Below are 22,471 nucleotides of genomic sequence, written 5' to 3' on the forward strand. Positions count from 1 at the left end.
GCGCAAGCGTTTACCAGAGAGGGTAAAAACTCCTTTGGCACAGCCAGCCGCTCCCGGAGAAATGTGGTCTGTAGATTTCATGAGTGATATATTTTGTCCCATTTGGGCTAAATATGATCTATTCTCTCTGAAAGGGCAATTATCAATCTTCTTTAAGAATAAATAATACAGATATTTTTGTAACAAAAAAATGACATCTTTTGATATTCGAAAAAAAAAAACAATATTTTAGATAAACAGAATTATTTTTTTTTAACCTAAAATCATTTTAAAATGAAAAAAATTAAATTAGATTCAGAAAAACTGCGCTTGAAAAAAGAAAAAGTTGCTTCATTGACCACGGAGCAAATGGGTAAAGCTTATGGTGGAATACCAGTTACTACACTGAGCAGAAGAACCTGTTGCGATTTTACAGAAGTGATTTGCCCGGAAGAAAAATAGCCGGTATCATTTTGTAAATTGACGTCTAAAAGTACGTTAATGAAGAATAGTCAGCTTATAAACTGGCTATTCTTCTTCAGATGCAATTTTTTTGTTTATAGCTGTTCGAATAAGAAACTAGTTTGGCTTTTTTATAATATAGGTGCAGTGTCCGGCTTCAATTAGTTTAAGAATGAAAGAAAGAATTCAAATTACAATAGATAAAATATATTCGTCCCTGAAAATTCGTGATTACTCTCAACTAGCTCTCTTTGATGGAGAATCAGGATGCTGTATCTTCGATCAGTTTTATATCGAATATTCTGGAAACAAACCTGACAATGTTATCCGTTTCGAAAACAGCTTTCAGCGGCTTTCTGAAAATTCAATTGGCAGTAATACTCCCTTTTTTTGTTCAGGTAAGGCAGGGATTAATTGGTTTTTCTCTTATTTAAATACAAAAGATATCCTGGATGACGATGACCTTGAGCTGTTATGTGAAGACAACTCTGAATTATTTGATCAGGCCGTCCACAATTTGAAAGAGGGGAATTATGATTTCCTTCATGGAGCTATTGGAATAGCTTATTATTTTTTATATGATAAAACGAACAAGTTCACCGCATTTCAGGAAAACTTCTTTCAATTGCTTTATAAGTTCGCTTATTCCTCAGAAAATGAGCTATTTATTGCACACTATGACCTGGTCAACAAAATACCTGTATTGAACAGAGTTAATTTTGGGATGGCACATGGTTTACCTGGTATATTGAAATTTTGTTTACAATGTTACAAGAGGAATATCTGTGCTGCGGAGGCAAAAAAGCTTGCGCTTGATATTGCTGCTTTTTTAAAGTCAAATGTCAAGAAAAACACCAAAATATCTATGTTCCCAAACATTCTGACGCTTGATGAGCAGTCGACCGGGTATAGTCGTGTAGGTTGGTGTTATGGAGATTTAAGTATAGGTTTTATACTTTATCAGGCTGGAATGGCTTTTAATGATCTGGAACTGAAAGAATTCGCGACTGAGATACTGATACATACTTCTAAAAGAAGGACCGAGGAAGAAACACTGGTTAGAGATGCAGGTATCTGCCATGGAAGTGCTGGTATTGCTCATATTTATAATAAAATGTGGCACTACACACAAAATAGTATTTTCAAAGAAACCTGTGATTTCTGGATACAGAAAACATTAGATTTTTCCATACATCAGGATGCGTTTGCAGGCTATAAAGCGTATGCCCCAACTGAAAGCGGGAAGCATATGAATTCTTTTGGCTTGTTAAATGGTGTAAGTGGTATTGGATTGGTGCTGATCAGTTACCTGACTGGAGATTTTAGCTGGGACTACTGTTTGATGCTTAATGATTAAATATATATGATTAAGAGCTATTCCTATGTTTTATTACGTGCTCCATTACAGAGCCTGAATTTAGCAAATGACTTTTCAGCAGACACAAACGTTATTTCAGGAAGGCATATATTTGTCCTCCCCGGAATTCTGGAAGGAGCTTCAGAAAAAGCTTGATCTTTCAGAAAAAGAACGGGAGAAACTGGACCTTGCGTTTGCAAAATACTGGTTGCGCAGCTGTAGCCGTTGTACTCCATACGGGACTTTGGCAGGCGTTAAATTAACAGCAATCAAAGAAAAAAAAAAAACTAATATTTTATTAGCTCCTGCTGATCAGTATATCCGCAGAATCAGGCTTGATATGAACTACCTGACAGGGATTATCGCTTATTTAACAAAAGTTCCCGAAATTGTAAAACAGCTTCTTTTTTTTTACTAATAACAGTTTATATGAATTGCCGGGTAGTTTTAGATATGCAGCATATTCTTTAAAAAATAATCAGCGTGATTATGAGCTGACATCCATAGAGAAAACCAGCTATATCGCAGAAATTTTGAATATTGCAAGTCAAGGGGCTACGTTTGAAAGTCTGGTGCAGATTCTTGTGGAAGCCGAAAATATAAGCATTGAAGATGCAGCAGAATTTATTACGGAAATGTATGATTCACAATTGATCTTATCGGATTTAGAACCTTGTGTTACAGGGGAGGAGCCGTTGGATCAATTAATTGATAAGCTGGAACTGCTCGAACATACTGATCAGTTACTTTTAAAGTTCAGAGAGATTCAGCAGCTGATCAAAAATCCAGCGGCAGGAGTTGATTATTATCAGGAAATAGAGGCCAGATTAAAAGCACTTGATTTTCCGATACAAATCCCCAATAATATATTGCAGACGGATCTTTTTTTTGCGACAAAAGAGGATGTGATCGACAAACAAATTATTGATTGTATCGCTAAGCAGGCAGATGACTTATATGCATTAAGCAATTTAAGTAGTAACAGGGACCTGAATAGTTTCAGAGATAAATTTTTAGCAAAATATGAACTGGAAGAAATTCCTTTATCGATAGCACTGGATGCTGAATTGGGCGTTGGTTATGCTGGAAGTGATCAGTCCTCTACAGGTAATAACAGCCTGGTAGATGATCTCATTCTTAACGAACCTGCTGCCGGACAGCAAGTGAAATTCGGCTATATACAACAGTTTGCTCTGACTAAACACAACGATTATCTTCAGAATAAGAAGGAATATATTGAAATTACTGAAAAAGAGCTGAAATCATTTAAATCTTTAACAGATAGCTATCGTTTTTCCAACAGCTTACATTTGATGGGTAGCCTACTAAAATCAGGAGGTATGTTAGATGCTGAAAATTTTATGTTTGAAGTTTCTAGTTTTGGGGGCACTTCCTCTGGTAATCTCTTGTCAAGGTTTACACATGGCGATGTTCAACTCAGAGATTTTACTCAGGAATTATTGAAAGAAGAAGAAAAGGAGTTCTCCGATCACATTTACGCAGAAATTATACATTTACCACAAGCAAGAATTGGAAATGTTTTACTTCGCCCATTATTGCGTAATTACGAAATACCTTATATCGGACGGTCTGGCATAGAACCAGAAAATCAAATCCCTGCAGAGGATATTATGGTGAGTGTTCAAAACAACAAAGTAGTCTTAAGAAGTCAAAAACATAATAAATACATTATACCTAAACTGACTTCTGCCCATAATTTCTCCTTTGGGAGTCTGCCTGTTTATAAATTTTTATGTGATTTGCAGACACAGGGATTGGCACAGCCTGATGCATGGGACTGGGGAGTATTGGCTTCCTTAAACTATCTGCCAAGAGTAGTTTATAAAAACTTAGTCATCAGAAAAGCAAGATGGGTGCTTAAAAAAGATGAATTAAAGGCTGTTCCTACAGAAAAAAAGGAATATTTATCGTACTGCCATAAATTAAGAGAACAATTAAATATCCCCCAAAAAGTCACTTATATAGAAAGCGACAACAAGCTTTTAATAGATTTGGAACACCCTTTTGGTGCTGAATTACTGATTCATTATTTAAAACGGTATGCCAGTATCCAGCTTGAAGAGTTCTTATTTACCAATGAAAACTGCATTGTACATGATCCAGATGGTAATCCTCATACTAACGAATTAATTATTCCATTAAAACGGGTATCAGCCGGATCGAACTATAGTCTGGAAAAGACGAAAATCGAAGCCCCTGTTAAAAGGAAATTTTCACCATTCAGCGAATGGTTATACTTCAAAATTTATTGCGGACCTACTGTTGGTGAAAAACTGCTTAAAAATGAAATTTTAGAATTTGTTGAAGAAGGAATCAGACAAAAACTATTTGAGAAATTTCATTTCATCAGGTATTTTGATGAATCCTCCCATATCAGGATAAGATTTTATAATCCGGATATAGAGAAGCAGCTGATTGTTCAACAGAAATTCATGGAGATTCTGGAACCTCTTTTAACTAATAATCAGGTCAGTAAAGTCATGCTTGATACTTATTCAAGAGAGTTAGAACGGTACGGGGACAATTTGATAGCAGAAGCTGAGTCCGTGTTCTTTAATGATAGTTTAGCAGTAATGAGGTTTGTTAAGCTACTGGACAATCCTGAACTCGAAGAATATAGATTCTTATTTGCGCTTAGGGGTATTGATCTGTTGTTAACAGACTTTGATTACACAATTGAAGCTAAGAGAGCGCTGTTAAAGACTATTCAATCTGGTTATTTTATAGAGTTTGGTGGCAACCCGGAATTACAGAAGCAATTGAATGAGAAGTATCGTCAAAAACAGAAAAGTATCTTTTTGCATATGAATCCTGAATTTGACGAATTAAATGAGATTGAAGAAGCCGTTGCTATTTTTAAAGAACGTTCTGAGATGAACATTGTCATTAAAGATATTATCTTGTTTAAATCAGGAGATGTTAAAACAGCTGATGACTTCATACAAAGTATTATTCATATGTATCTGAATCGTTTATTTGTAAATAATCAGCGGAAACATGAATTAGTTATTTATCATTTCCTGGAAAAATATTATGGTTCACAAATGGCCATTTCAAATCATCAGTTTAAAGCAGCTATAACCTAATTATAAAATTACAACGCAATTAATGAGTTTTCCATTTTATAAACAATTCGATCTGATGGACTGTGGTCCTACTTGTCTGCGTATGGTCGCCAGGTATTATGGGCGTAGCTTTAAAGTGCAGACGTTAAGACAGTATTGCGAAATTAATAGAGAAGGCGTGTCATTATTGGGCATTTACAATGCTGCAAAAAAGATCGGTTTTGAGTCTGATGCTATTAAAACCAGTGTCAAAGGATTAGAAGAATCTGAATTGCCCATAATCCTGCACTGGAGACAAAATCACTTTGTTGTTCTTTATAAAATAAAGAACAACAAATTCTATATCTCAGATCCCGGAACAGGGCACATCAAACTTAATTTAGAAGATTTTTCCCGCAACTGGGTTGAAAATGAAGAATCTGGTGAAGGTTTGGCCTTGCTTTTATCCCCGACATCACAATTTTACGAGCATGATAATGAGATTGGAAGTGAAGTCCGGTGTCATTTTTGTTCAAGTATTTCATAGCTTATCGTAAACTAGTAATCCAGTTGTTATTTGGTTTGGCTGCGGGGAGTTTATTACAATTAATTGCACCATTTTTAACGCAATCCATTGTTGATATTGGAATTAATACCCGTAATCTTAACTTTATCTATATCATACTTATCGCACAGGGAGCATTGATTATTGGACGCATAAGTGTAGACTTTATCCGGTCATGGATATTATTACATATCAGTATCCGTATTAATATTTCTATTCTAACAGATTTCATTATCAAACTCATGAAGTTGCCGATGAGTTTTTTCGATAAAAAAATGGTGATATGATATCATGCAGCGCATGAATGATCAGAAAAAGATTGAAACTTTTTTAACCGGAACTGCACTAGCCACTTTATTCTCTATTTTCAACCTGTTAATCTTCTCCATAGTTATAGCTTATTATAACCTTACTATTTTCTTTGTCTTTCTGATCAGCAGTACTTTATATATGGGTTGGATCGATCGTATTGTTTCTCAAACGACGCAAAGTCCTGAATTATAAAAGTTTTGAGATTTCAGCAAAGAACCAGAGCAACGTAGTGCAATTGATTGCAGGTATGCAGGAAATAAAACTGAATAATTGTGAGCAGCAGAAACGTTGGGAATGGGAAGATATTCAAGCCAGTTTGTTTAACGTCAACGTGAAAAACCTGGCGCTGAGTCAGTATCAGCAGGGTGGATCAACCTTAATTAATGAAGGGAAAAACTTGCTGATTGCATTTTTAAGTGCTAAAGCAGTTATTGATGGAGACATGACTTTAGGGGCTATGGTAGCTGTACAGTATATTATTGGACAATTAAACAGCCCTATAGAGCAAATGCTGGGTTTCATACAAGGCTTTCAGGATGCCACGATTAGTCTGGAACGTTTAAATGAAATCTATCAGATGGATGATGAAGAACAGCCTGATCAGGAATGGAATCATATCCTTCCTGTCCGTAAAGATATTCGTATTAATCAATTATCATCATTTCGTTATCCTGGTACAGGAAACCTGCCTGTACTCAGGGATATTAATCTGCATATTTCACAAGGTAAAACGACCGCTATTGTAGGAATGAGCGGCAGTGGGAAAACAACTATCCTTAAACTATTATTAAGGTTTTACAACCCTGATGAAGGTGATATCAAAATTGGTACAGAATCCTTGAGCAGCATTAGTTATAAAACCTGGCGTGACGAATGTGGCGTGGTCATGCAGGATGGCTTTATATTTTCTGATTCTATTGAACATAATATTGCCGTAGGAGAAAGCCCTTCCAATCCTGAAAAATTACAGCATGCTATTAAAATAGCAAATATACAGGACTTCATTGACGGGTTGCCTCTGGGTTTAAATACAAAGATTGGCGCAGAAGGAAATGGGATCAGTCAGGGGCAGCTCCAAAGAATGTTAATAGCCCGCGCTGTCTACAAAAACCCCGAATATATCTTTTTTGATGAGGCGACCAATTCCCTTGATGCCAATAAACGAATGGGTGATTATGAATAATCTCAAAGAATTTTTCACAGGTCGTACAGTAGTTATTGTTGCACACACAGATTAAGTACAGTCAGGGATGCTGATAACATCATTGTTCTGGATAAAGGGAGAATCATTGAGCAGGGGACACATCAAGAGCTGACACAATTAAAAGGTGCGTATTATTTGTTAGTTAAAAATCAATTGGAATTAGGAACATAATCATTATTTTAATATATGTCATCCATAAAAAAAGTAACTCAGCAGGAGGTTGTTCACAGCCCTGCAATACAGCAGATTATAACCAGTGTCCCATCCTGGTTACTTCGCTGGGGTATATTTATATTTTTTGTGCTGTTATTTTTGATTATCGGACTGTCAGCATTTATAAGATATCCGGATATCGTTAAGACTACACTTAAGATTGATTCCACGCCGGGTAAAGTATTCTATGGAGAGCTGCTTATCCCGCAAAATAAGCTTGCTAAAGTTAAAGAGGGGCAGGATGTCTTAATTAAATTAAAAAGATATCCATTTGAAACGTATGGTATGATCGCAGGAAGAATTAAGTTTATAGACCCAATTCCTCAGCAGGACAGTATTTTTACTTCCAGGGTGGATTTTAATTTATCTTCTTTACCTGGACAGATCCGGTTAAAAAAAGGCATGATGGCCGATGCAGAGATTATCATTCAGGACGTTAGTGTGATGCAGCGTTTTAGCCGGAGTATTTTTAAAGCAGGTAAATAACCCGATCTCATCTTTACACGCCGAATTGTCTTAGATGATGGTCAAGATGTTAACTCTTGCTAAAATTTCCGAAGCTATATCGGAGTTGAATAAATTTTTCATGTTTTCTGTATAAGGTGAGATGACAGATCAAATATATAGCACATTCGGAAAAAAAAAATGGGACTTATGAGACATTTAACGGGGTTGAACAGGTATCAACCAGAAACTGCTATTAAAAAAAGCTAAGATTTTGGCTTGTAAATTGTTAGGACAATACCTACCTGATCATTAAATGTAACCGGGAAAATGGATGATATAAAAGGAATTAGTGGGACGAATACTAATGACGAAGCACCGGCTAAAGAAAAACTTCTAGAAGAAATTTCTATCCTTCAATCTGTTCTGGAAAGTACAAGTGCGAGTATTTTCGCTTTCGATAAAAACTTTAATTATATAGCCTTTAATAAATCACATCAGCAAACCGTAAAGATGGGCACGGGTGTAGACCTTAAAATAGGTGATAATTACCTTGAACTTGCCCGGATGAACGGCGGTATAGATGGAGAAAAGACCGAAGATATATTCCGAAAAGTGATGACTGGTGAGACGGTTGAGCTGATAGAAGAATTTGGTGATCCAAAGCTGCACAGAGCATCTTTTAGTATGATCTGTAACCCGATGTATGACCATGAAGGTAAAGTTACAGGGATGACCGTATTCTGTCAGGATGTTTCCGAAAGAGTACAGTTGCAAAAAGAGTTTGAAGAGAAAAGCCGTCTTTTAAATGGAGTACTTGAGAATTTACCAGTTGTTATTTATGAAATTGATCCGGCAGGTACATTTACAAGATCTATTGGTTCGGGGTTAACAGCTTTGGGTTTGAAAGATAATGAACTCATTGGTGAGAATGCCTTAGATTCTTTTCCTGAGACTGCCGACAATTTACGCAAAGGATTATCTGGGCTATCTGGTCAGTTTGTTAGCCGGCTCGATATAAATGGGAGGGAGTTAGTTTATCAAAATACTCTTTTTCCCAGCTCAGACCAGGATGGGAGTATTATTGGTTTCGCATTAGATATCACCCTGCAAAACCAGGCTGAGGAAGAGTTAAGAAAAGCCCGTAAAGAATTAGAAAGAATAGTAGATTTATTAGATACCAGCCAGCAGATCAGTAAATCTGGCGGATGGGAATATGATGTAAGTACTGGCTCTGTTTACAGAACCAGATATCTGAAACAGTTATCTGGAGTTTATGAAGAGATAACGACTATAGAAAAGGCATCATCTCTTTTTATAAACAGAGTGATGGAGAAGCGATCAAAGAAGGAATCAGGAATGCCATTGAATTTCAGCAGTCTTATAGTCTGGAGTTAAGAACAGCAAACGGTGAGAAATGGTTAAGAAGTATTGGGATTCCTGTAGTTAAAAATGGCGAAACTGTCAAGGTTATGGGTGCGGTTGTAGATATTTCAGATCGTAAACTGGCTGAAGCAGAATTGTTAAAGGCGAAAGAAATAGCCGAAGAAGCAGCTTTGGCCAAACAGCAGTTTCTTTCCAATATGAGCCATGAAATCAGGACGCCGATGAATGCTGTAATTGGCATGACTCATTTGCTTTTGCAGGAGAATCCCAAGCCTGAGCAGCTTGAAAATCTAAACATCCTGAAGTTCTCAAGTGATAATTTACTTAGTCTGATCAATGATATACTTGATTACAGTAAAATTGAATTGGGGAAAATTGTTTTTGAAGATATAGATTTCAATTTAATAGAGCTGGTTAACAGTATTAAGCTTACTCATAATTTGCAGGCAGAGGGAAGAGGTCTTCTCTTTAAGGTGAAAATTGATTCAGACCTGCCTTCTGTTTTGGTAGGAGATCCGGTTCGGTTAACGCAGATTTTAAATAATCTGGTGAGCAATGCCCTTAAGTTTACAAATGAAGGGTCAGTAATCGTAGACCTCTCTATGAAAAAATATAGTAGATGATAAAGTAGAGATCAATTTCACAGTTACTGATACAGGAATTGGTATTGATCCGGATTTAAAAGACTACATTTTTGAAAGCTTTACACAGGCAAGTCCAGACACCTCCAGAAAATTTGGAGGAACAGGACTTGGTCTTGCCATTACAAAGAGGCTGATTGAGTTAAAGGGAAGCAAAATTTATCTGGAAAGTGTTCCCGGCAAAGGATCAAGTTTCTCTTTCGATTTACAATTCAAAAAAAAAAACTTAAAAAAAACAGGTGTAGGTTATGTAGCTCCGACATTAATTTTTGCCAGTCTGCAGGGTTCAGGGTATTGCTGGTTGAAGACAACGAGATCAATACAATTGTAGCCAGTAAGTTTATGAAAAAATGGGATCTGGAAATAGATTATGCAGTTGATGGAATTGAAGCTTTGGAAAAAGTGAAAGAGGTTAAGTATGATCTAATACTTATGGATCTTCAAATGCCCAAAATGGATGGTTATACAGCAAGCAGGGCCATCAGGAACCTGGCTGGAAAAAGATTTAAAGAAGTGCCTATTATTGCATTGACAGCTTCCGTTTTGGCAGAGATAAACAGGAAAGTTTTGAAGTCTGGTATGAATGATTTCGTTTCCAAACCCTATAATCCAGCTGAACTGTATTCAAAAATTGCTCAATACCTCCTGTGGAGATAATGAGCAATCTTTACATTATTTAGTATATTTTTCACGTAAGCTTGTAATGTCAGAATTACTTAGTCCCATTTCTGTTTCCAGGAAAGAATCCATACTCCCGTATTTAGAAAGGATGGCTTGGTAGGTAGTAGCCATCAGGTATTCTTTTTTTACACTTGCCAGGTCCTTCGCTACCTGTTCCTTAATGCCCATTTTGACCATTCCTTTTACCATCTTTTCATTTTCTTCCTTACGGAATTCATTACTCAGTAAATAATCATCCAGGATGGTTTCTTCTGGCACACCTAAGGTATAAAGTAGTAAAGCAGCACCAATTCCAGTTCTGTCTTTACCTGCTGTACAATGGAAAAGTAATGCAGAAGAATCAGACTGTTTTAAAAGCGCCTGGAAAAATGGCTGATACTTTGCCTTTAAGTGACTTGTCTGACTATAAAAAGATTCCATTAAAGAATCGGCCGAATTGAGTTTTCCTAACTGAGTCATCCAGTTACCCAGATTTTCACTTCCTGCCGGCAATTGAAGATATTCCGCTCCCTTAGGCAAACGATCTTTGGCTTTAGCGACCTCGTCATTACCCCTGAAATCGACGATAAAATTGATGTGATTCTGATCTAAAAGTAAAAGATCAGCATCCGTTAACTTGCTGATTTCTCCTGAACGATAAATTCTGCCCCATTTTACATGAGTGCCCTGTTTGGTCGTGTATCCACCAAGATCCCTGAAATTGGTTGCACCTTTCACAGCAACAGCTCTTGTGCTGTCGGTTACCGATGCATTGGCTGCCTGAATACTAAAAGCCAGACCCAAAAATAAAATGATGTTTTTTCTCATTGTTAGCTGTTTTAATTTATATCAGGTATAATGGAAATGCTCCATTATACCTTTTAATTATTTATTTTGTTAACCACGTATCTTTAGTAACATCGTCACTTCCTGCATATTGTGATTGAATTGATGCCTGATAGTTTGCACTATTATAGGTGATTTCATTTTGAGGATACATCCATCTGCGGGAAAGTTTGTTATTAGGAGTGCCAATACCAACCCCTCCTTCTGCAAGAGCTGGATAGCCAGTTCTAAGCCAGTTGTAAAAAGGCTCATAGCCTGAGTTATTAAACATCGAAACGTACTTTTGAGTCAGGATTTGTTTTAAACCATCTGAGCTGTTTCCTTTATAAACCACATTTTGATTGGCTAAGAATCTAGAGATGTCAATCACGGTTGTGGCAATCGTTCCTCCCAGTCTGTCACCTACAGAGAAGACCTGTCCGTTAGTTAAGCCATAAACACTAAGCGAAGCATTGATCCCTTTGTCGTACCAGCTTTTTGCATCGCCACCTAACCATCCACGATTGATAGCTTCTGCAATGTTAAAACACATTTCAGAATAACCTATAAGTATATAAGGTTCTGCTGTAGAACCATCCTGTGAAGAGAAATAGCGTTTGAAGTTAATATAAGAATAAGCTCCTTTATCAGCCGAAGTATTACCCAAAGCATCTGTTCCTGCGAAAAGAACTGCCTGATCAGTATTGGTACTTGCACCTACATAAGCACTGAAATCACCAACGTTTTTACCCGCTGTTTTGTACTGGGCTGGAGCTGGTGTTGCAAATACAAAAGTTCGCGGATCTTCGCTTGAAGTCGTGATATCTAAAATAGTTTTAGATATGTTGGCCGCGTAACTGTACGATTTACTGGTAAAAGCAGGATAAGGATTATAAGAAGTATTATACTTATAAAGCATATTATCATTGATAGCCTCCATTACAGGGTATTTTGCGGCATTACTGATAATTGCAGCAAACTGTGCTTTTACATTTAAATCGCCATTATCATCAGCCCGTTTGCTTAAACTGATCAGTACTCTCAATTTATAGGTATTGATAACTTTTTGCCATTGTAAATAGGTTAGACCAAAGACATCACCCTGTGTATCAAAAACTACATTTTTATTAGCTGGGGTGATAGACAAAAGATTCGCCATAATCGTATTCGCATCTTCTAACAAGGCTAAAGAATTTTTGTAGACTTCCTTCTGTGAATCAAATTTAGGAGTTAAGATATTGGTGTTCACCGCTTCTGACATTGGAATGTCTCCAACGCGCTGACTAAGCCAGCCAGATCGAGCATAGGCTTTAAAGAATTTAGATAGTGCAAAATAAGCATTGGTCGTATTTCCCAATTTGGCCGCTTGTTCTTCTAACTTGACCGCGTAGCGGAATGTTTCATATTGCTGATCAGAATTACTCCAGTTATAGAAGTTACTCCCCCAGTAATATGAGTAATTGCTCACGTAGTATTGATTTGTCCTGTGTGCCTGGGCAAATGGTTGTTCTTCCGCTTTAATTAAATTTGAAGTTATCCGGTTTAATACCAATGAGGGAGGTACTAACGTCCCATCTCCTGCTGCGTTAGGGTTGTTTAGTAAATCGCCTTTCTGACAGCTGGTTATCGCTATAGCTAAAAATGTAAGAAGGCTTAAAGTGTATATTTTTTTAGTGAATTTCATGATCTGCTATTTTTTAAATTAAAGACTTAGGGTTATGTTGAAACCGATTGTACGTGTCGAACTGCTTTGCAAACCAACGTTCCCTTTACCACCGTTTGCGGATCTGTCAGTAGCATTAAAAAAACCTGAAGCATAACTATCCATATCCATATCTTTTCTTTTAGCAAAGTATAATAGGTTTCTGCCAACTAAAGCTATTGTTGCCGCTTTCAGGAATGACTTTTTAAGTAATTTTTCTGGTAAAGTATAACTTAAACTCGCTTCTCTTAATTTTGCGAATGAACGGTCTACCATAAAATATTCCGTGTTACCATAAAGACCGTTTGAACCTGTAATATAACTTTGTGTAGTTACGGCTTTTGAATTAGTAGCGAAGGTTAATTCATTTAAATTAGTAATCTGGCCTTTGTCAAATTTCGGTGTACCCGAAGTAATGACTACCCCTGGTCCCACATAAGACGGAGCCGCAGTACCTGTGCTTTTTAAGGAATTCCACTCTGCAAGTCTTGAATCACCAAAAGGACCCGATGCAGTTTCTATACCAGTACCGCCGTTCATAGTTTGCGCATAAGTGAAATCAAATATTTTACCACCTATACGTCCGTCCCATTGGAAATTTAAGCCCCAGCCTTTATAAGAAAAGCGATTGCTGATACCCACTGAATAATCAGGGTTAAGATTACCTAAAAATCCATTTTGATTATCCCCGCTAGGTGCCTGATAGATTAATCCGGCAGAGGTATGTACAACGTTACCATTGCCATCTCTAACCAGTGTACGGCCATAATAAGCATCCAGTCTTTCACCAACTGCATAACCATGACCGTTTAGGTTTAAGACTTTTTCATCTCCGTATATTGCCTTTAATGTTTCTTTATAAGTACTCCAGTTAGCGTTGATATCCCAATTAAATCCTCCCGGGTTTTTAATCACCGCTGCATTTAAAGAGATTTCGAAACCTTGGTTCAAAGTTGTGATACCATTGATATTGTGTTGTTTATAGCCTGTTGAAGGAGCAACATCTAAAGCATAGATCTGCGGGCCATTTATAGTACGAAAATAAGTAACATCAATACCTAACCTGTTTTTAAGGAATTTTAAGTCAACACCTCCTTCATATGATAAACGGTTATATGGTTTTAAGGTTGTGTTCGCAATTACATCAGAATAGTTTGCTGCTGGTAAACCATTATAATAGCTATTAATAGAGTATGAATTCTGGTTGGCATAAGTAGGGCCGTCATAAGCAGTATAAAGCTCAGAACCATAGTTCAGTAAGCCTGCATTTAACGTTTTACCAGTTACACCCATATAAGCAGAACCTATAGTTGGAGCTGTTAAACCACCTTTTACGTCAGCCACTGACCCTCTTAGTTTAAGGAAAGAGATAAACTCGGGAAGTTTTGCATAGTCTGTCAGTACTGTGCTGATCGATGCTGAAGGATAAAAGAACGTATTGTTTCCTTTTGGTAAAGTAGAAAGATTATCTACGCGACCAGTGGTGTTAATATTGAAGAAGTTTTTGTAACCAATATCAGCAGAGTAATAACCACTATAAACCTGCATTGCAGATCCCCAGGTATAATTTAATGAGGCCGCCAGTGTATTTGATAAGCTATATAGTTTAGGAATAGCAAGACCTTTTGTCGTTGCCCAGTTTGAAGTGTATTTAAACGATCTCATACTTGCGCCCCCTAATGCAGAGAAGTTCCAGTCACTTTTTTTTTATTATAAGATAATAATACATCTGTGTTGTTTTCAATTACATTCCTGTTGTCTTCACGGTAATCCCCATACCAGCCGAACTTGTACCATGCGATATAATCGTTCAGGTTTGTAGATGGCGGAACCTTTTCTGTACGGGCCTGGTTCCATGTGGTGATTTGAGAACGGGCGCTTAATGTCAGGTCATCATTGAACTTATATGTTGCTTTTAAAAAGCCATAAACATCTGTTTTATGATGAGAACGCAGCCATTCTTTGGCCATGAACCAGGCACTGTTTAAGCGTCCGTACTCTGCTGAATACTGTGTTAAATCCTGGATACCCTGCGGGCCTTTATAAATGTCTTCCAGATCTCTGATGTCATAATCAGATGAACCATAGACTTTAAACATATAAGTATAACTGTTTGGACCATAGTTTACATCCGGAATATTCGGAGTGTATTGTACACTCAGGTTGAGGTTTCCCTCAATCTTTAATTTATTATTAACGTTGTATCCTAAGTTAAGATTAAGATTATCGCCGTTAAGTTTTGTATTGGGGAATATACCTTTTTGATAAAGATGAGAATAAGATAAACGCATATCATATTTCTCACCGGATGCAGACACAGAAACGTTATTGGTAGATGTTAATCCGGTTTGAGTAAAGTTCTCAAAGTTCTTTTTCCCTCTGGCCAGCCACGGCGTTGTACCACGAACCTGGGTAGCGGGGTCCCATGAACTGTCATATTGCTGAATCTGCTGACCTTCAAAGCGAGGCCCCCATTCTGGCAGACGTTGTCCATTATCATAAAGTACATTGCCATAAGCATACTTAAAGCCCGTACCACGACCGTATTCATACTGACTTTCAGGTAAAGCAATAAAACCAGTATCAAACATATTGGTGCTATTGAAATCAATTGACCAGCCTTTAGCATCTTTTGTCCCATGTTTTGTCGTGATGACTATTGCACCGTTAATACCTCTTGATCCATATAATGCTGCGGCATTCGGGCCTTTGAGGATCGTGTAAGATTCTATGTCATCTGGGCTGATGTTCCAGGTATCGGAATTAATCGGTACACCATCCACCACATATAATAAGTCTTTGCTTCCACGCAATACGATTTCCGGACGTCCAAGCATCTCAGTACTCGCTCCTATAGATAAACCGGCAACTTTACCTGCCAAAGCATTTAATGGATTTGCAGAGCGGACTTTGTTTACATCATCTCCCTTTAGTTCTGTAACTGAATAGCCTATTTTACGAACATCCTTTTTAATACCCAAAGCAGTTACAACTACTTCTGCCAATGCATTTGCATCATTTTTCAGATCGATATTCAGCATGGTCTGACTTCCCAGTACGATTTGCTGTGAAACAAACCCTATAGAAGATATAATATAACCGTCTGACCTTTTTCCGCTGAAATAACAAAAGTACCATCCGATTGAGTTGAGGTTCCGGTTCTGGAGCCTTTGATCACAACACTAACGCCTGGCACTATCGCCTGGCTTTCATCTTTAACGATTCCTTTAAACTGAATTCGCTGGGCAAATGTGTCCATACTGATTGTAATAAGTACAATAGCAATACACATTTTTAATACTGTAAGTAAGTTTTTTTTTTTCATGAGCATTTCTTTAATGATTAATTTTGCTAAATTATTGTAGCAAGATTATTACAAGGCTCAGAGAAGAATATCTTACAATAAAATTATTGTTAATAATACCGTCAAATGCGTATTTAAATATTTCTTTCTGTTAAGAAATTGAAAGGGATCTTTTAAGCAGGAAGGTGAAAAATAAGATCTGGTGTTCTGAAATGAAAATCCGGAAAATGTAAAAACCCCATTCCTTTGATAAAGATTGGGGTTTTTATAGGATGAAATGATAGTGTTTTATATGTTAATATATAAAACAAGCATTTTTAAAATACTGATTTTATAACTCATATTCCTTTTCTACCAGAGATAGGATCAACTCTCTAACTGTAACACCTCTTTGTGCGCCGAGTATTTTTAATGCCTTTAATGAGCTCTTTTTAAGTCTTAAAGGGTAAGTGACGATTTCCTCTTCAGGCTGAATATCCTGTTTCCCGTCCTTTGGACTATTTTCTCTTGATGGAGAATTGAATAGGGCAGATACACCTCCTAAGTTTTTATTATTGTCTTCTATATCACCTAAGTTTTTCTTTGCCATGACCTTATATTTTATTTAAAATTTCATCTGTCAGATTTGCATAATCTGTTGCAGCATTCGATGCAGGGGCATATTCGAAAATATCTATCCCTTTTAACTGAGCTTCTACCAATGCCACATTTATTCTGATAGAAGTATCAAATAACTTATCATTGAAGTATTTTTTGATACTCTCGGTAATTTGTTCAGTAATAATTCTTCTTGGATTTATCTTCGTGATAAATACTCCCCCAATAGTCAGGTTCTCATTATAATGTTTTCCTCACATCCGAAATAATGGATACCAGGCGATCTATTCCTCTGTAGGCAAAATATTCAGCCTCTAATGGAATCATTACTGTATCAGCAGCTACCAGCGCATTGACAGTCAGCATCCCTAAAGCAGGAGCACAGTCAATCAATACATAATCGTATTTACCTTCCACAGCTTTCAATAATCTTTTAAGAATAGTTTCTCTTCCAAGTCTTGAAACCAGTTCAATTTCTGCTCCTAATAAATCTAATGAAGAAGGTATGATATCTAAATATTCCGAAATCGATTCAATAGGAAGTGGAGAATCGTCTTTTATGCTATCATAAATAGACACTTTAACGTCTCTTAAGCCTAAGCCTTCAGTTAAGTTTGACTGCGGATCGATATCAATCAGCAATGTTTTTTTCTTTGCACGCGCTAAACCAGCGCCAATATTCAGGGTGGAGGTTGTTTTTCCTGTACCACACCTTTATGGTTTATAATTGCTATAATCTTCATTTCAATGTGTCTTTATACAAAGGCGCAATGATACTAAGATGTGTTGATATCTTAGTGTCAATCTATCTGTTTTTTCTTTAAGAAGAAGACTTACAGGAGGTTTAATTCCAGAACCCTTTTTGAAAAAACGGGTTATCTGCAGAAATTCTAAATTAATTTTTAAGTTGCAAAAAAATCAACAGCTGTATAAATTCAAATTATGACAAAGATTATTTGCCCTTATGACTGGGTTTGTGGAAAAGAATTTACAACAGAAGATCTAAGTGCGTCCGATCAGGAATTTGTTGCCAGTGCAACAGCTAAGAAAATGACGTTTATGTTTATCGAGTGTCCTGAGTGTCAGGTGACGTTCTCTTACAATATCCTGAGTGGTGAAAGCAGAGCTTCTCATTTGATCAATCCTCATCAAATCATATCTGTACATAAAACCCTAAAAGAATTCAATTCAATTTTAAAGAAAGATAATTGAAATTCCATCAAAGTACCTCGATTATTTAAACAGTGAAAAGTTCAAAGCTGAATTGGAGATCATTAAAGATGAAAATGGGTTTAAAATCTTTAGTTCTGAGGAACTTCGTGAAGTTGTAAATATTGGTGGTAAGAAATTTGTCGCTGCGAGACAGTTAAAAGGGTATGCATTGTCTTTAAGTGATATAATTGAAGATTACGGAAAAGACAGCAACTTTTTTACACTGGATAACCTTTCTGATAGTATAACTATTGGTGAGGAAAATAACAGGCTGTTATTCATTGATAGCAGGGATCATAACACTTTATGGATCTTTTATGCTGATGGCGGAGATGGTATCGGAAAAACAGATCTGACGCTTGATGAGCTGATAAGCTTATAAAAACTGAGAAGGATCTTTTCATCATCAATCCTAAGCTAAGACGACCTTTGCAGTTTCAATTTCCGATAAATATAATCTGATAGAATAATCATTAAAACGGCAATCAGGATCATTAAAATCCCAAGTATAAGATTCAAGGTAATTGCCTCTTTAAATGCAAAGATACCTACCGCTACAGCAACTACCGGTTCCAATGCCCCTAAAATAGCCGTAACTGTAGAACCTACATATTGTACTGCAAATATCATTGCAACACATGAGATAGCAGTAGCTGGTAACGCCAGTAATACCAGGTCTACAACAGCTTTGGTATTTGGTAATGGCTGCAATCCAACAGTAGCTTGTGCTTTTATGAGGAAAAAAACAGCAGTAAACCCCATCACATAAAAAGTCAGCTTATACCCGGACATCAATTGTATTCTTGATTTGTTAACTGCTACAATATAAATGGCATAACATAGTGCTGCGAATAAAATAGCAACAAGTCCTATTAGGTTGACTGTCATTCCATTCTCTCCCTTGTATAGGAGCGAGACCCCAAAAATGGCAAGCAGAATGGCTGCCATAGTGATCATGTTTACCTTTTCCTTAAAAAAGACGGTCATTAAAATAGCCACAAATACAGGATATACAAATAAAATGGTGGAAGCTGTGCTTACGCTTAAATAGTCATAACTTAAGAATAAGTATTGGGCTGATAAGCCATATAAAGTGCCCAATAAAGCCAGTGGTATTATTTCCTTTTTCGCAATTTTAAAGGATTCTTTTTTGAAAAGCATAAACATTGCGATCAGAAAAGATGCGCAGCCAAAGCGATAGCATAAAAGTGAATCATGGGCAAATCCCTGATGCATTAAAGGTAAGGCAAAGAGTGGTATGAGACCAAAAGTTGCAGATGAAATACATCCCCAAAAATAGCCTTTGACTTTAGTGTTCATTTAAATGGGTAATTAGAATTTATTAGTGTCAGAAATGACAACGGAAGATATTAATTTCGGCTGTATATTAATAGCAGCTGAGGTTTCAGGATTAAATATGATATTTTTTTGACTATCCTTTGTTCATTCTAAAAAGATAACCAAAACTAATTGGAACATTCGTTCTAATTATATACTTTTTTTGCTCCCAATGGCACGTAATAAAGAATTCGATCCTACAGAAAAATTAAAGAAAGCCCGCGATCTGTTTTGGGAAAAGGGCTATCACGCTACCTCCATGCAAGACCTGGTGAGCCAGATGAAAGTGAATCGCGGAAGCATGTATGATACTTACGGAGATAAACATAAATTATTTGTAGAGAGCCTTCAAAGCTATGCTCTGGAAACATATAGCGAATATAAAAAGGCTGCAATGGGACAGAAGTCACCACTTAAAGCAATAGAACAGATTGTGAAAAAAGCTATAGAAAGATCTTTTGAGCAGGGGAAGGTGTGTATGGTTGTTAAATCTTCTTTTGAAATGGCCCAGCTTGATACATTAGTCAAAGACTTATTAATCCAGTTAACCAATGCGTTAATCGCTATTTTCGAAGATTTGATTTTAAAAGCACAAAAGGCAGGTGAAGTATCTGAAAAGAAGAATGCCAGACAAACCGCACAGTTTATTGCAGGTTCATTGCAGGGTTATGGCAAATGCAATCCTTATACAATGATAGAATTATGGTAGAACAAATGGCGAAAAATATAATTGAGAGTCTGAAGTAATATTTTTTTTGGTTATTAATAGAACGATCGTTCTGTTAATAAGTCTGTATAATGATTAAAAAAAACTAATTCATAAAGATGAAGATTGAAAATACAAAAGAAGCAGATGTCGCTTCTGAAAATGAAACTGATCAAATGATACTGACTTATATCTTAAAGCATCAGCAGGATAAAAATCTGGATTCTATTTCCAGTGTTCTGGATAAGAACAAATTTTGGGAGATTTTTCCGGGTAAGAATGTGGAGCTCTTAAGCTGGAAGGTACTCATTGGACTTGGGCATGTAATCACTTTGAGATTTCTTCCAGGACAACTCAGGGCAGTGAATCTGGCTATAGAAAAAGGAGCCTGGGGAGCGTTTCATACCGAAGCATACAGCACTTATGATTATGTGGATATCTGGAGAGACAAAATAAAAGCAGTAGATTTTTTTTTTTTTTAATCTATAACAGAACGATCGTTCAATTAATTGACTGATCGTTCAGACAAAATAATAAATAGTTCAAATCAATAAAAGAAAAAAAATAAAGAAGACATATATGGAATTAGGGATTAGTATGTTTGGCGATTTACACATCGACCCGGCAACCGGTAAAATACAATCTGTACAAAAGCGATTGAAAGAATTGATGGAAGAAATTAAGCTTGCAGATGAAGTGGGATTGGATATTTTTGGAGTAGGCGAGCATCATCGGCCGGAATATGCCATACCGAGCCCTGAAATTGTATTGGCCGCTGCTGCAACAATTACAAAAAATATAAAGCTGAGCAGTTCCGTTACTGTGCTCAGCTCATCTGACCCAGTCAAACTTTATCAGAACTTCGCTATGGTAGATTTACTTTCAGGAGGCAGGGCCGAACTGATGGCAGGTAGAGGTAGCTTTACCGAATCATTCCCGTTGTTCGGTTACGATTTACAAGACTATAGTGCTTTATATGAAGAGAAACTGGATCTTTTATTAAGAATAAACCAGGAAAAGACTATTAGCTGGCAGGGGCGGTTTCGTGCATCTTTAGCAAATCAGCAGGTATTACCCAGGGCTGTAAATGACAAACTTGCGATCTGGATTGCTGCCGGTGGGACACCTGAATCAGTATTTCGTGCTGGGCGTCTGGGCCTACCATTGATTTTTGCTATTGTAGCAGGTACACCCTTGCAAAGGTTCAAACCACTTTATGAACTGTATAAAAGTACTTATCAGCAGTTTGGACATGATATGTCAGCATTTAAAGTGGGTATGTTTTCGCATTCCTTGTTTGGTGATAATGCTAAAGAGATCAGCGATTATTATTACCCGCATTATGCACAACAAATGGATAGAATAGGGCTAAGCAGAGGTTGGTCTCTTTTTCAAAGGGAACAGTATGACTTTGGCAGATCCAGAGAAGGAGCTATGTTTGTGGGTGATGCAGAACAGACTGTTGACAAAATTTTGTATGCACAGGAATTGTACGGAATTACCCGTTTTATAGCGCATCTGGATGTCGGAGCACCTTCTCATAGCCATTTGATGAAATCAATCGAAATATTCGGAACGAAGATCGCACCCAAAATCCGGGAAGCATCCGGCAAAAAATAATAAAAGAAGAAATTGATCATGAGAGATAAAAAAACTATAAATCTTTGGAATGGTAATCCACCATCCAAAAGTGGACTGTCAGGTAACGAAGTCATAAATCAGAAAGAGGTTTTAGAAGCCACGAATGTTACAGAAGCACAATTGATTATTTACAGCCCTGAACCTACCATAAATACAGGAATGGCGACCATTATCTGTCCGGGAGGTGCTTATGCAGGATTGGCAATTACCATGCAAGGTTACGATTTTGCCGAATGGCTGGCGTCGGTTGGGATCACGGGTATAGTACTCAAATACAGAATGCCAAATGGAAATAAAGAAATACCCCTGGATGATGTTCAGGAAGCTATCCGTTATGTTCGCAGCAATGCTTCAGCATTAGGCATAAATGAGCATAAAATCGGAGTAACAGGTTTTTCTGCGGGTGGTCACCTTGCTGCTTTAGCGTCAACTTTATTTTCAGAAGAAGGTGTAAGTACACGCCCTGATTTTTCAATCTTGTTTTATCCTGTAATTTCAATGGGAGCAGCTACGCAAAAAAAACACCTTTCAAAACTTGTTGGGAGAGAATCCACGCTCATCAGCTATAGAAATGTACTCCTGTGAAAAACAAGTTCGTTCAAATACCCCACCAGCTTTAATCTTAGCGAGTGACGATGATAGTGTTGTTTCTCCAATTAATAGTACAATGTATTATCAGGCATTGAAACAATATCATATCCCTGCATCATTGTATATTTTTCCGCAAGGCGACCATGCATGGGGAGTGAAGGGATACAATATGTTTGGGCATAAATTCCAGTATACAGAGCAGGCAAAAGATTTAATTTTAAAATGGATAATGTGAACCACGGCTAATCCTGTTGGGAAACAGGTCTG

Annotated in this window: 28 protein-coding genes and 1 pseudogene; 20 read left to right on the top strand and 9 right to left on the bottom strand. The window is 37.0% G+C overall.

Translation table 11 applies throughout. From position 1 onward, the window contains the following. The first annotated feature begins 273 nt into the window (after window positions 1-273). The 13 genes from ACWYN3_RS37950 to ACWYN3_RS38010 all read left to right on the top strand — a co-directional run bounded on the left by ACWYN3_RS37950 (window position 274) and on the right by ACWYN3_RS38010 (window position 10,285). Window positions 274-441 (top strand): class I lanthipeptide, encoded by a 168-nt coding sequence (locus tag ACWYN3_RS37950; protein ID WP_456218814.1) that lies wholly within the window; start codon window positions 274-276, stop codon window positions 439-441. Between the two features lie 172 nt (window positions 442-613). Further along, the gene (locus ACWYN3_RS37955; protein ID WP_456218815.1) at window positions 614-1,798 is read left to right on the top strand and encodes a lanthionine synthetase LanC family protein; all 1,185 of its coding nucleotides are present in this window, start codon (window positions 614-616) and stop codon (window positions 1,796-1,798) included. 67 nt (window positions 1,799-1,865) lie between these two features. Beyond that, window positions 1,866-2,216 (top strand): lantibiotic dehydratase, encoded by a 351-nt coding sequence (locus ACWYN3_RS37960; protein WP_456218816.1) that lies wholly within the window; start codon window positions 1,866-1,868, stop codon window positions 2,214-2,216. A gap of 16 nt (window positions 2,217-2,232) precedes the next feature. Then, window positions 2,233-4,905: a lantibiotic dehydratase gene (locus ACWYN3_RS37965; RefSeq protein WP_456218817.1), complete on the top strand. Its 2,673-nt coding sequence runs from the start codon at window positions 2,233-2,235 to the stop codon at window positions 4,903-4,905. A gap of 22 nt (window positions 4,906-4,927) precedes the next feature. Continuing rightward, window positions 4,928-5,410: a cysteine peptidase family C39 domain-containing protein gene (locus tag ACWYN3_RS37970; RefSeq protein ID WP_456218818.1), complete on the top strand. Its 483-nt coding sequence runs from the start codon at window positions 4,928-4,930 to the stop codon at window positions 5,408-5,410. A gap of 23 nt (window positions 5,411-5,433) precedes the next feature. Next, window positions 5,434-5,715: an ABC transporter transmembrane domain-containing protein gene (locus tag ACWYN3_RS37975; RefSeq protein WP_456218819.1), complete on the top strand. Its 282-nt coding sequence runs from the start codon at window positions 5,434-5,436 to the stop codon at window positions 5,713-5,715. 4 nt (window positions 5,716-5,719) lie between these two features. Further along, complete coding sequence (locus tag ACWYN3_RS37980; protein WP_456218820.1) at window positions 5,720-5,932, top strand: hypothetical protein; 213 nt, start codon at window positions 5,720-5,722, stop codon at window positions 5,930-5,932. Window positions 5,933-5,987: 55 nt separating this feature from the next. Then, complete coding sequence (locus tag ACWYN3_RS37985) at window positions 5,988-6,923, top strand: peptidase domain-containing ABC transporter (protein ID WP_456218821.1); 936 nt, start codon at window positions 5,988-5,990, stop codon at window positions 6,921-6,923. A gap of 207 nt (window positions 6,924-7,130) precedes the next feature. Then, entirely contained in the window at window positions 7,131-7,643 is a 513-nt protein-coding gene (locus ACWYN3_RS37990) for a hypothetical protein (RefSeq protein ID WP_456218822.1), read from the top strand. 288 nt (window positions 7,644-7,931) lie between these two features. Next, entirely contained in the window at window positions 7,932-8,999 is a 1,068-nt protein-coding gene (locus tag ACWYN3_RS37995; protein ID WP_456218823.1) for a PAS domain-containing protein, read from the top strand. 74 nt (window positions 9,000-9,073) lie between these two features. After that, window positions 9,074-9,610, top strand: a complete 537-nt coding sequence (locus tag ACWYN3_RS38000; RefSeq protein ID WP_456218824.1) for a sensor histidine kinase — start codon at window positions 9,074-9,076, stop codon at window positions 9,608-9,610. A 10-nt stretch (window positions 9,611-9,620) separates the two neighbouring features. After that, complete coding sequence (locus ACWYN3_RS38005) at window positions 9,621-9,959, top strand: ATP-binding protein (protein WP_456223292.1); 339 nt, start codon at window positions 9,621-9,623, stop codon at window positions 9,957-9,959. Then, entirely contained in the window at window positions 9,923-10,285 is a 363-nt protein-coding gene (locus ACWYN3_RS38010) for a response regulator (RefSeq protein WP_456218825.1), read from the top strand. The genes ACWYN3_RS38005 and ACWYN3_RS38010 overlap by 37 nt, the downstream gene beginning before the upstream one ends. Before the next feature lie 15 nt (window positions 10,286-10,300). On the opposite strand, the gene ACWYN3_RS38015 is transcribed toward ACWYN3_RS38010, so the two are convergent. The 8 genes and pseudogenes from ACWYN3_RS38015 to ACWYN3_RS38050 all read right to left on the bottom strand — a co-directional run. Further along, entirely contained in the window at window positions 10,301-11,116 is an 816-nt protein-coding gene (locus tag ACWYN3_RS38015) for a tyrosine-protein phosphatase (protein WP_456218826.1), read from the bottom strand. A 61-nt stretch (window positions 11,117-11,177) separates the two neighbouring features. Beyond that, the gene (locus ACWYN3_RS38020; RefSeq protein WP_456218827.1) at window positions 11,178-12,797 is read right to left on the bottom strand and encodes a SusD/RagB family nutrient-binding outer membrane lipoprotein; all 1,620 of its coding nucleotides are present in this window, start codon (window positions 12,795-12,797) and stop codon (window positions 11,178-11,180) included. An 18-nt stretch (window positions 12,798-12,815) separates the two neighbouring features. Continuing rightward, window positions 12,816-14,480, bottom strand: coding sequence for a hypothetical protein (locus tag ACWYN3_RS38025; RefSeq protein ID WP_456218828.1), 1,665 nt, complete (start codon window positions 14,478-14,480; stop codon window positions 12,816-12,818). Window positions 14,481-14,491: 11 nt separating this feature from the next. Continuing rightward, complete coding sequence (locus tag ACWYN3_RS38030; RefSeq protein WP_456218829.1) at window positions 14,492-15,856, bottom strand: TonB-dependent receptor plug domain-containing protein; 1,365 nt, start codon at window positions 15,854-15,856, stop codon at window positions 14,492-14,494. A 38-nt stretch (window positions 15,857-15,894) separates the two neighbouring features. After that, window positions 15,895-16,140, bottom strand: a complete 246-nt coding sequence (locus tag ACWYN3_RS38035; RefSeq protein ID WP_456218830.1) for a carboxypeptidase-like regulatory domain-containing protein — start codon at window positions 16,138-16,140, stop codon at window positions 15,895-15,897. Window positions 16,141-16,450: 310 nt separating this feature from the next. Beyond that, entirely contained in the window at window positions 16,451-16,708 is a 258-nt protein-coding gene (locus tag ACWYN3_RS38040) for a hypothetical protein (protein ID WP_456218831.1), read from the bottom strand. 4 nt (window positions 16,709-16,712) lie between these two features. Then, complete coding sequence (locus ACWYN3_RS38045) at window positions 16,713-16,826, bottom strand: ParA family protein (RefSeq protein WP_456218832.1); 114 nt, start codon at window positions 16,824-16,826, stop codon at window positions 16,713-16,715. 130 nt (window positions 16,827-16,956) lie between these two features. After that, window positions 16,957-17,412: pseudogene (locus tag ACWYN3_RS38050) on the bottom strand (ParA family protein); the annotation flags it as partial. A 246-nt stretch (window positions 17,413-17,658) separates the two neighbouring features. Between ACWYN3_RS38050 and ACWYN3_RS38055 the strand changes: the two are divergent. Together ACWYN3_RS38055 and ACWYN3_RS38060 are read left to right on the top strand one after the other, a co-directional pair. Then, window positions 17,659-17,928, top strand: coding sequence for a hypothetical protein (locus ACWYN3_RS38055; protein ID WP_456218833.1), 270 nt, complete (start codon window positions 17,659-17,661; stop codon window positions 17,926-17,928). Window positions 17,929-17,980: 52 nt separating this feature from the next. Further along, on the top strand, window positions 17,981-18,310 hold the full coding sequence (locus tag ACWYN3_RS38060) for a hypothetical protein (protein WP_456218834.1): 330 nt from the start codon (window positions 17,981-17,983) through the stop codon (window positions 18,308-18,310). Window positions 18,311-18,345: 35 nt separating this feature from the next. Here the strand turns inward: ACWYN3_RS38060 and ACWYN3_RS38065 are convergent, their stop codons facing one another. Next, window positions 18,346-19,248, bottom strand: coding sequence for a DMT family transporter (locus ACWYN3_RS38065; RefSeq protein ID WP_456218835.1), 903 nt, complete (start codon window positions 19,246-19,248; stop codon window positions 18,346-18,348). Window positions 19,249-19,438: 190 nt separating this feature from the next. Between ACWYN3_RS38065 and ACWYN3_RS38070 the strand changes: the two genes are divergently transcribed. From ACWYN3_RS38070 to ACWYN3_RS38090, 5 genes are all read left to right on the top strand, one after another. Continuing rightward, window positions 19,439-19,975 (top strand): TetR/AcrR family transcriptional regulator, encoded by a 537-nt coding sequence (locus ACWYN3_RS38070; protein WP_456218836.1) that lies wholly within the window; start codon window positions 19,439-19,441, stop codon window positions 19,973-19,975. Window positions 19,976-20,091: 116 nt separating this feature from the next. Continuing rightward, a complete protein-coding gene (locus ACWYN3_RS38075) occupies window positions 20,092-20,454 on the top strand; it encodes a hypothetical protein (RefSeq protein WP_456218837.1) in 363 nt (120 codons plus the stop codon). Window positions 20,455-20,551: 97 nt separating this feature from the next. Then, complete coding sequence (locus ACWYN3_RS38080; protein ID WP_456218838.1) at window positions 20,552-21,592, top strand: LLM class flavin-dependent oxidoreductase; 1,041 nt, start codon at window positions 20,552-20,554, stop codon at window positions 21,590-21,592. Between the two features lie 18 nt (window positions 21,593-21,610). Beyond that, on the top strand, window positions 21,611-22,198 hold the full coding sequence (locus ACWYN3_RS38085) for an alpha/beta hydrolase (protein WP_456218839.1): 588 nt from the start codon (window positions 21,611-21,613) through the stop codon (window positions 22,196-22,198). Further along, window positions 22,185-22,439, top strand: a complete 255-nt coding sequence (locus ACWYN3_RS38090) for an alpha/beta hydrolase (RefSeq protein WP_456218840.1) — start codon at window positions 22,185-22,187, stop codon at window positions 22,437-22,439. The genes ACWYN3_RS38085 and ACWYN3_RS38090 overlap by 14 nt, the downstream gene beginning before the upstream one ends. The last annotated feature ends 32 nt before the right edge of the window (window positions 22,440-22,471 follow it).

This window comes from Pedobacter sp. NJ-S-72 (genome assembly GCF_053890575.1).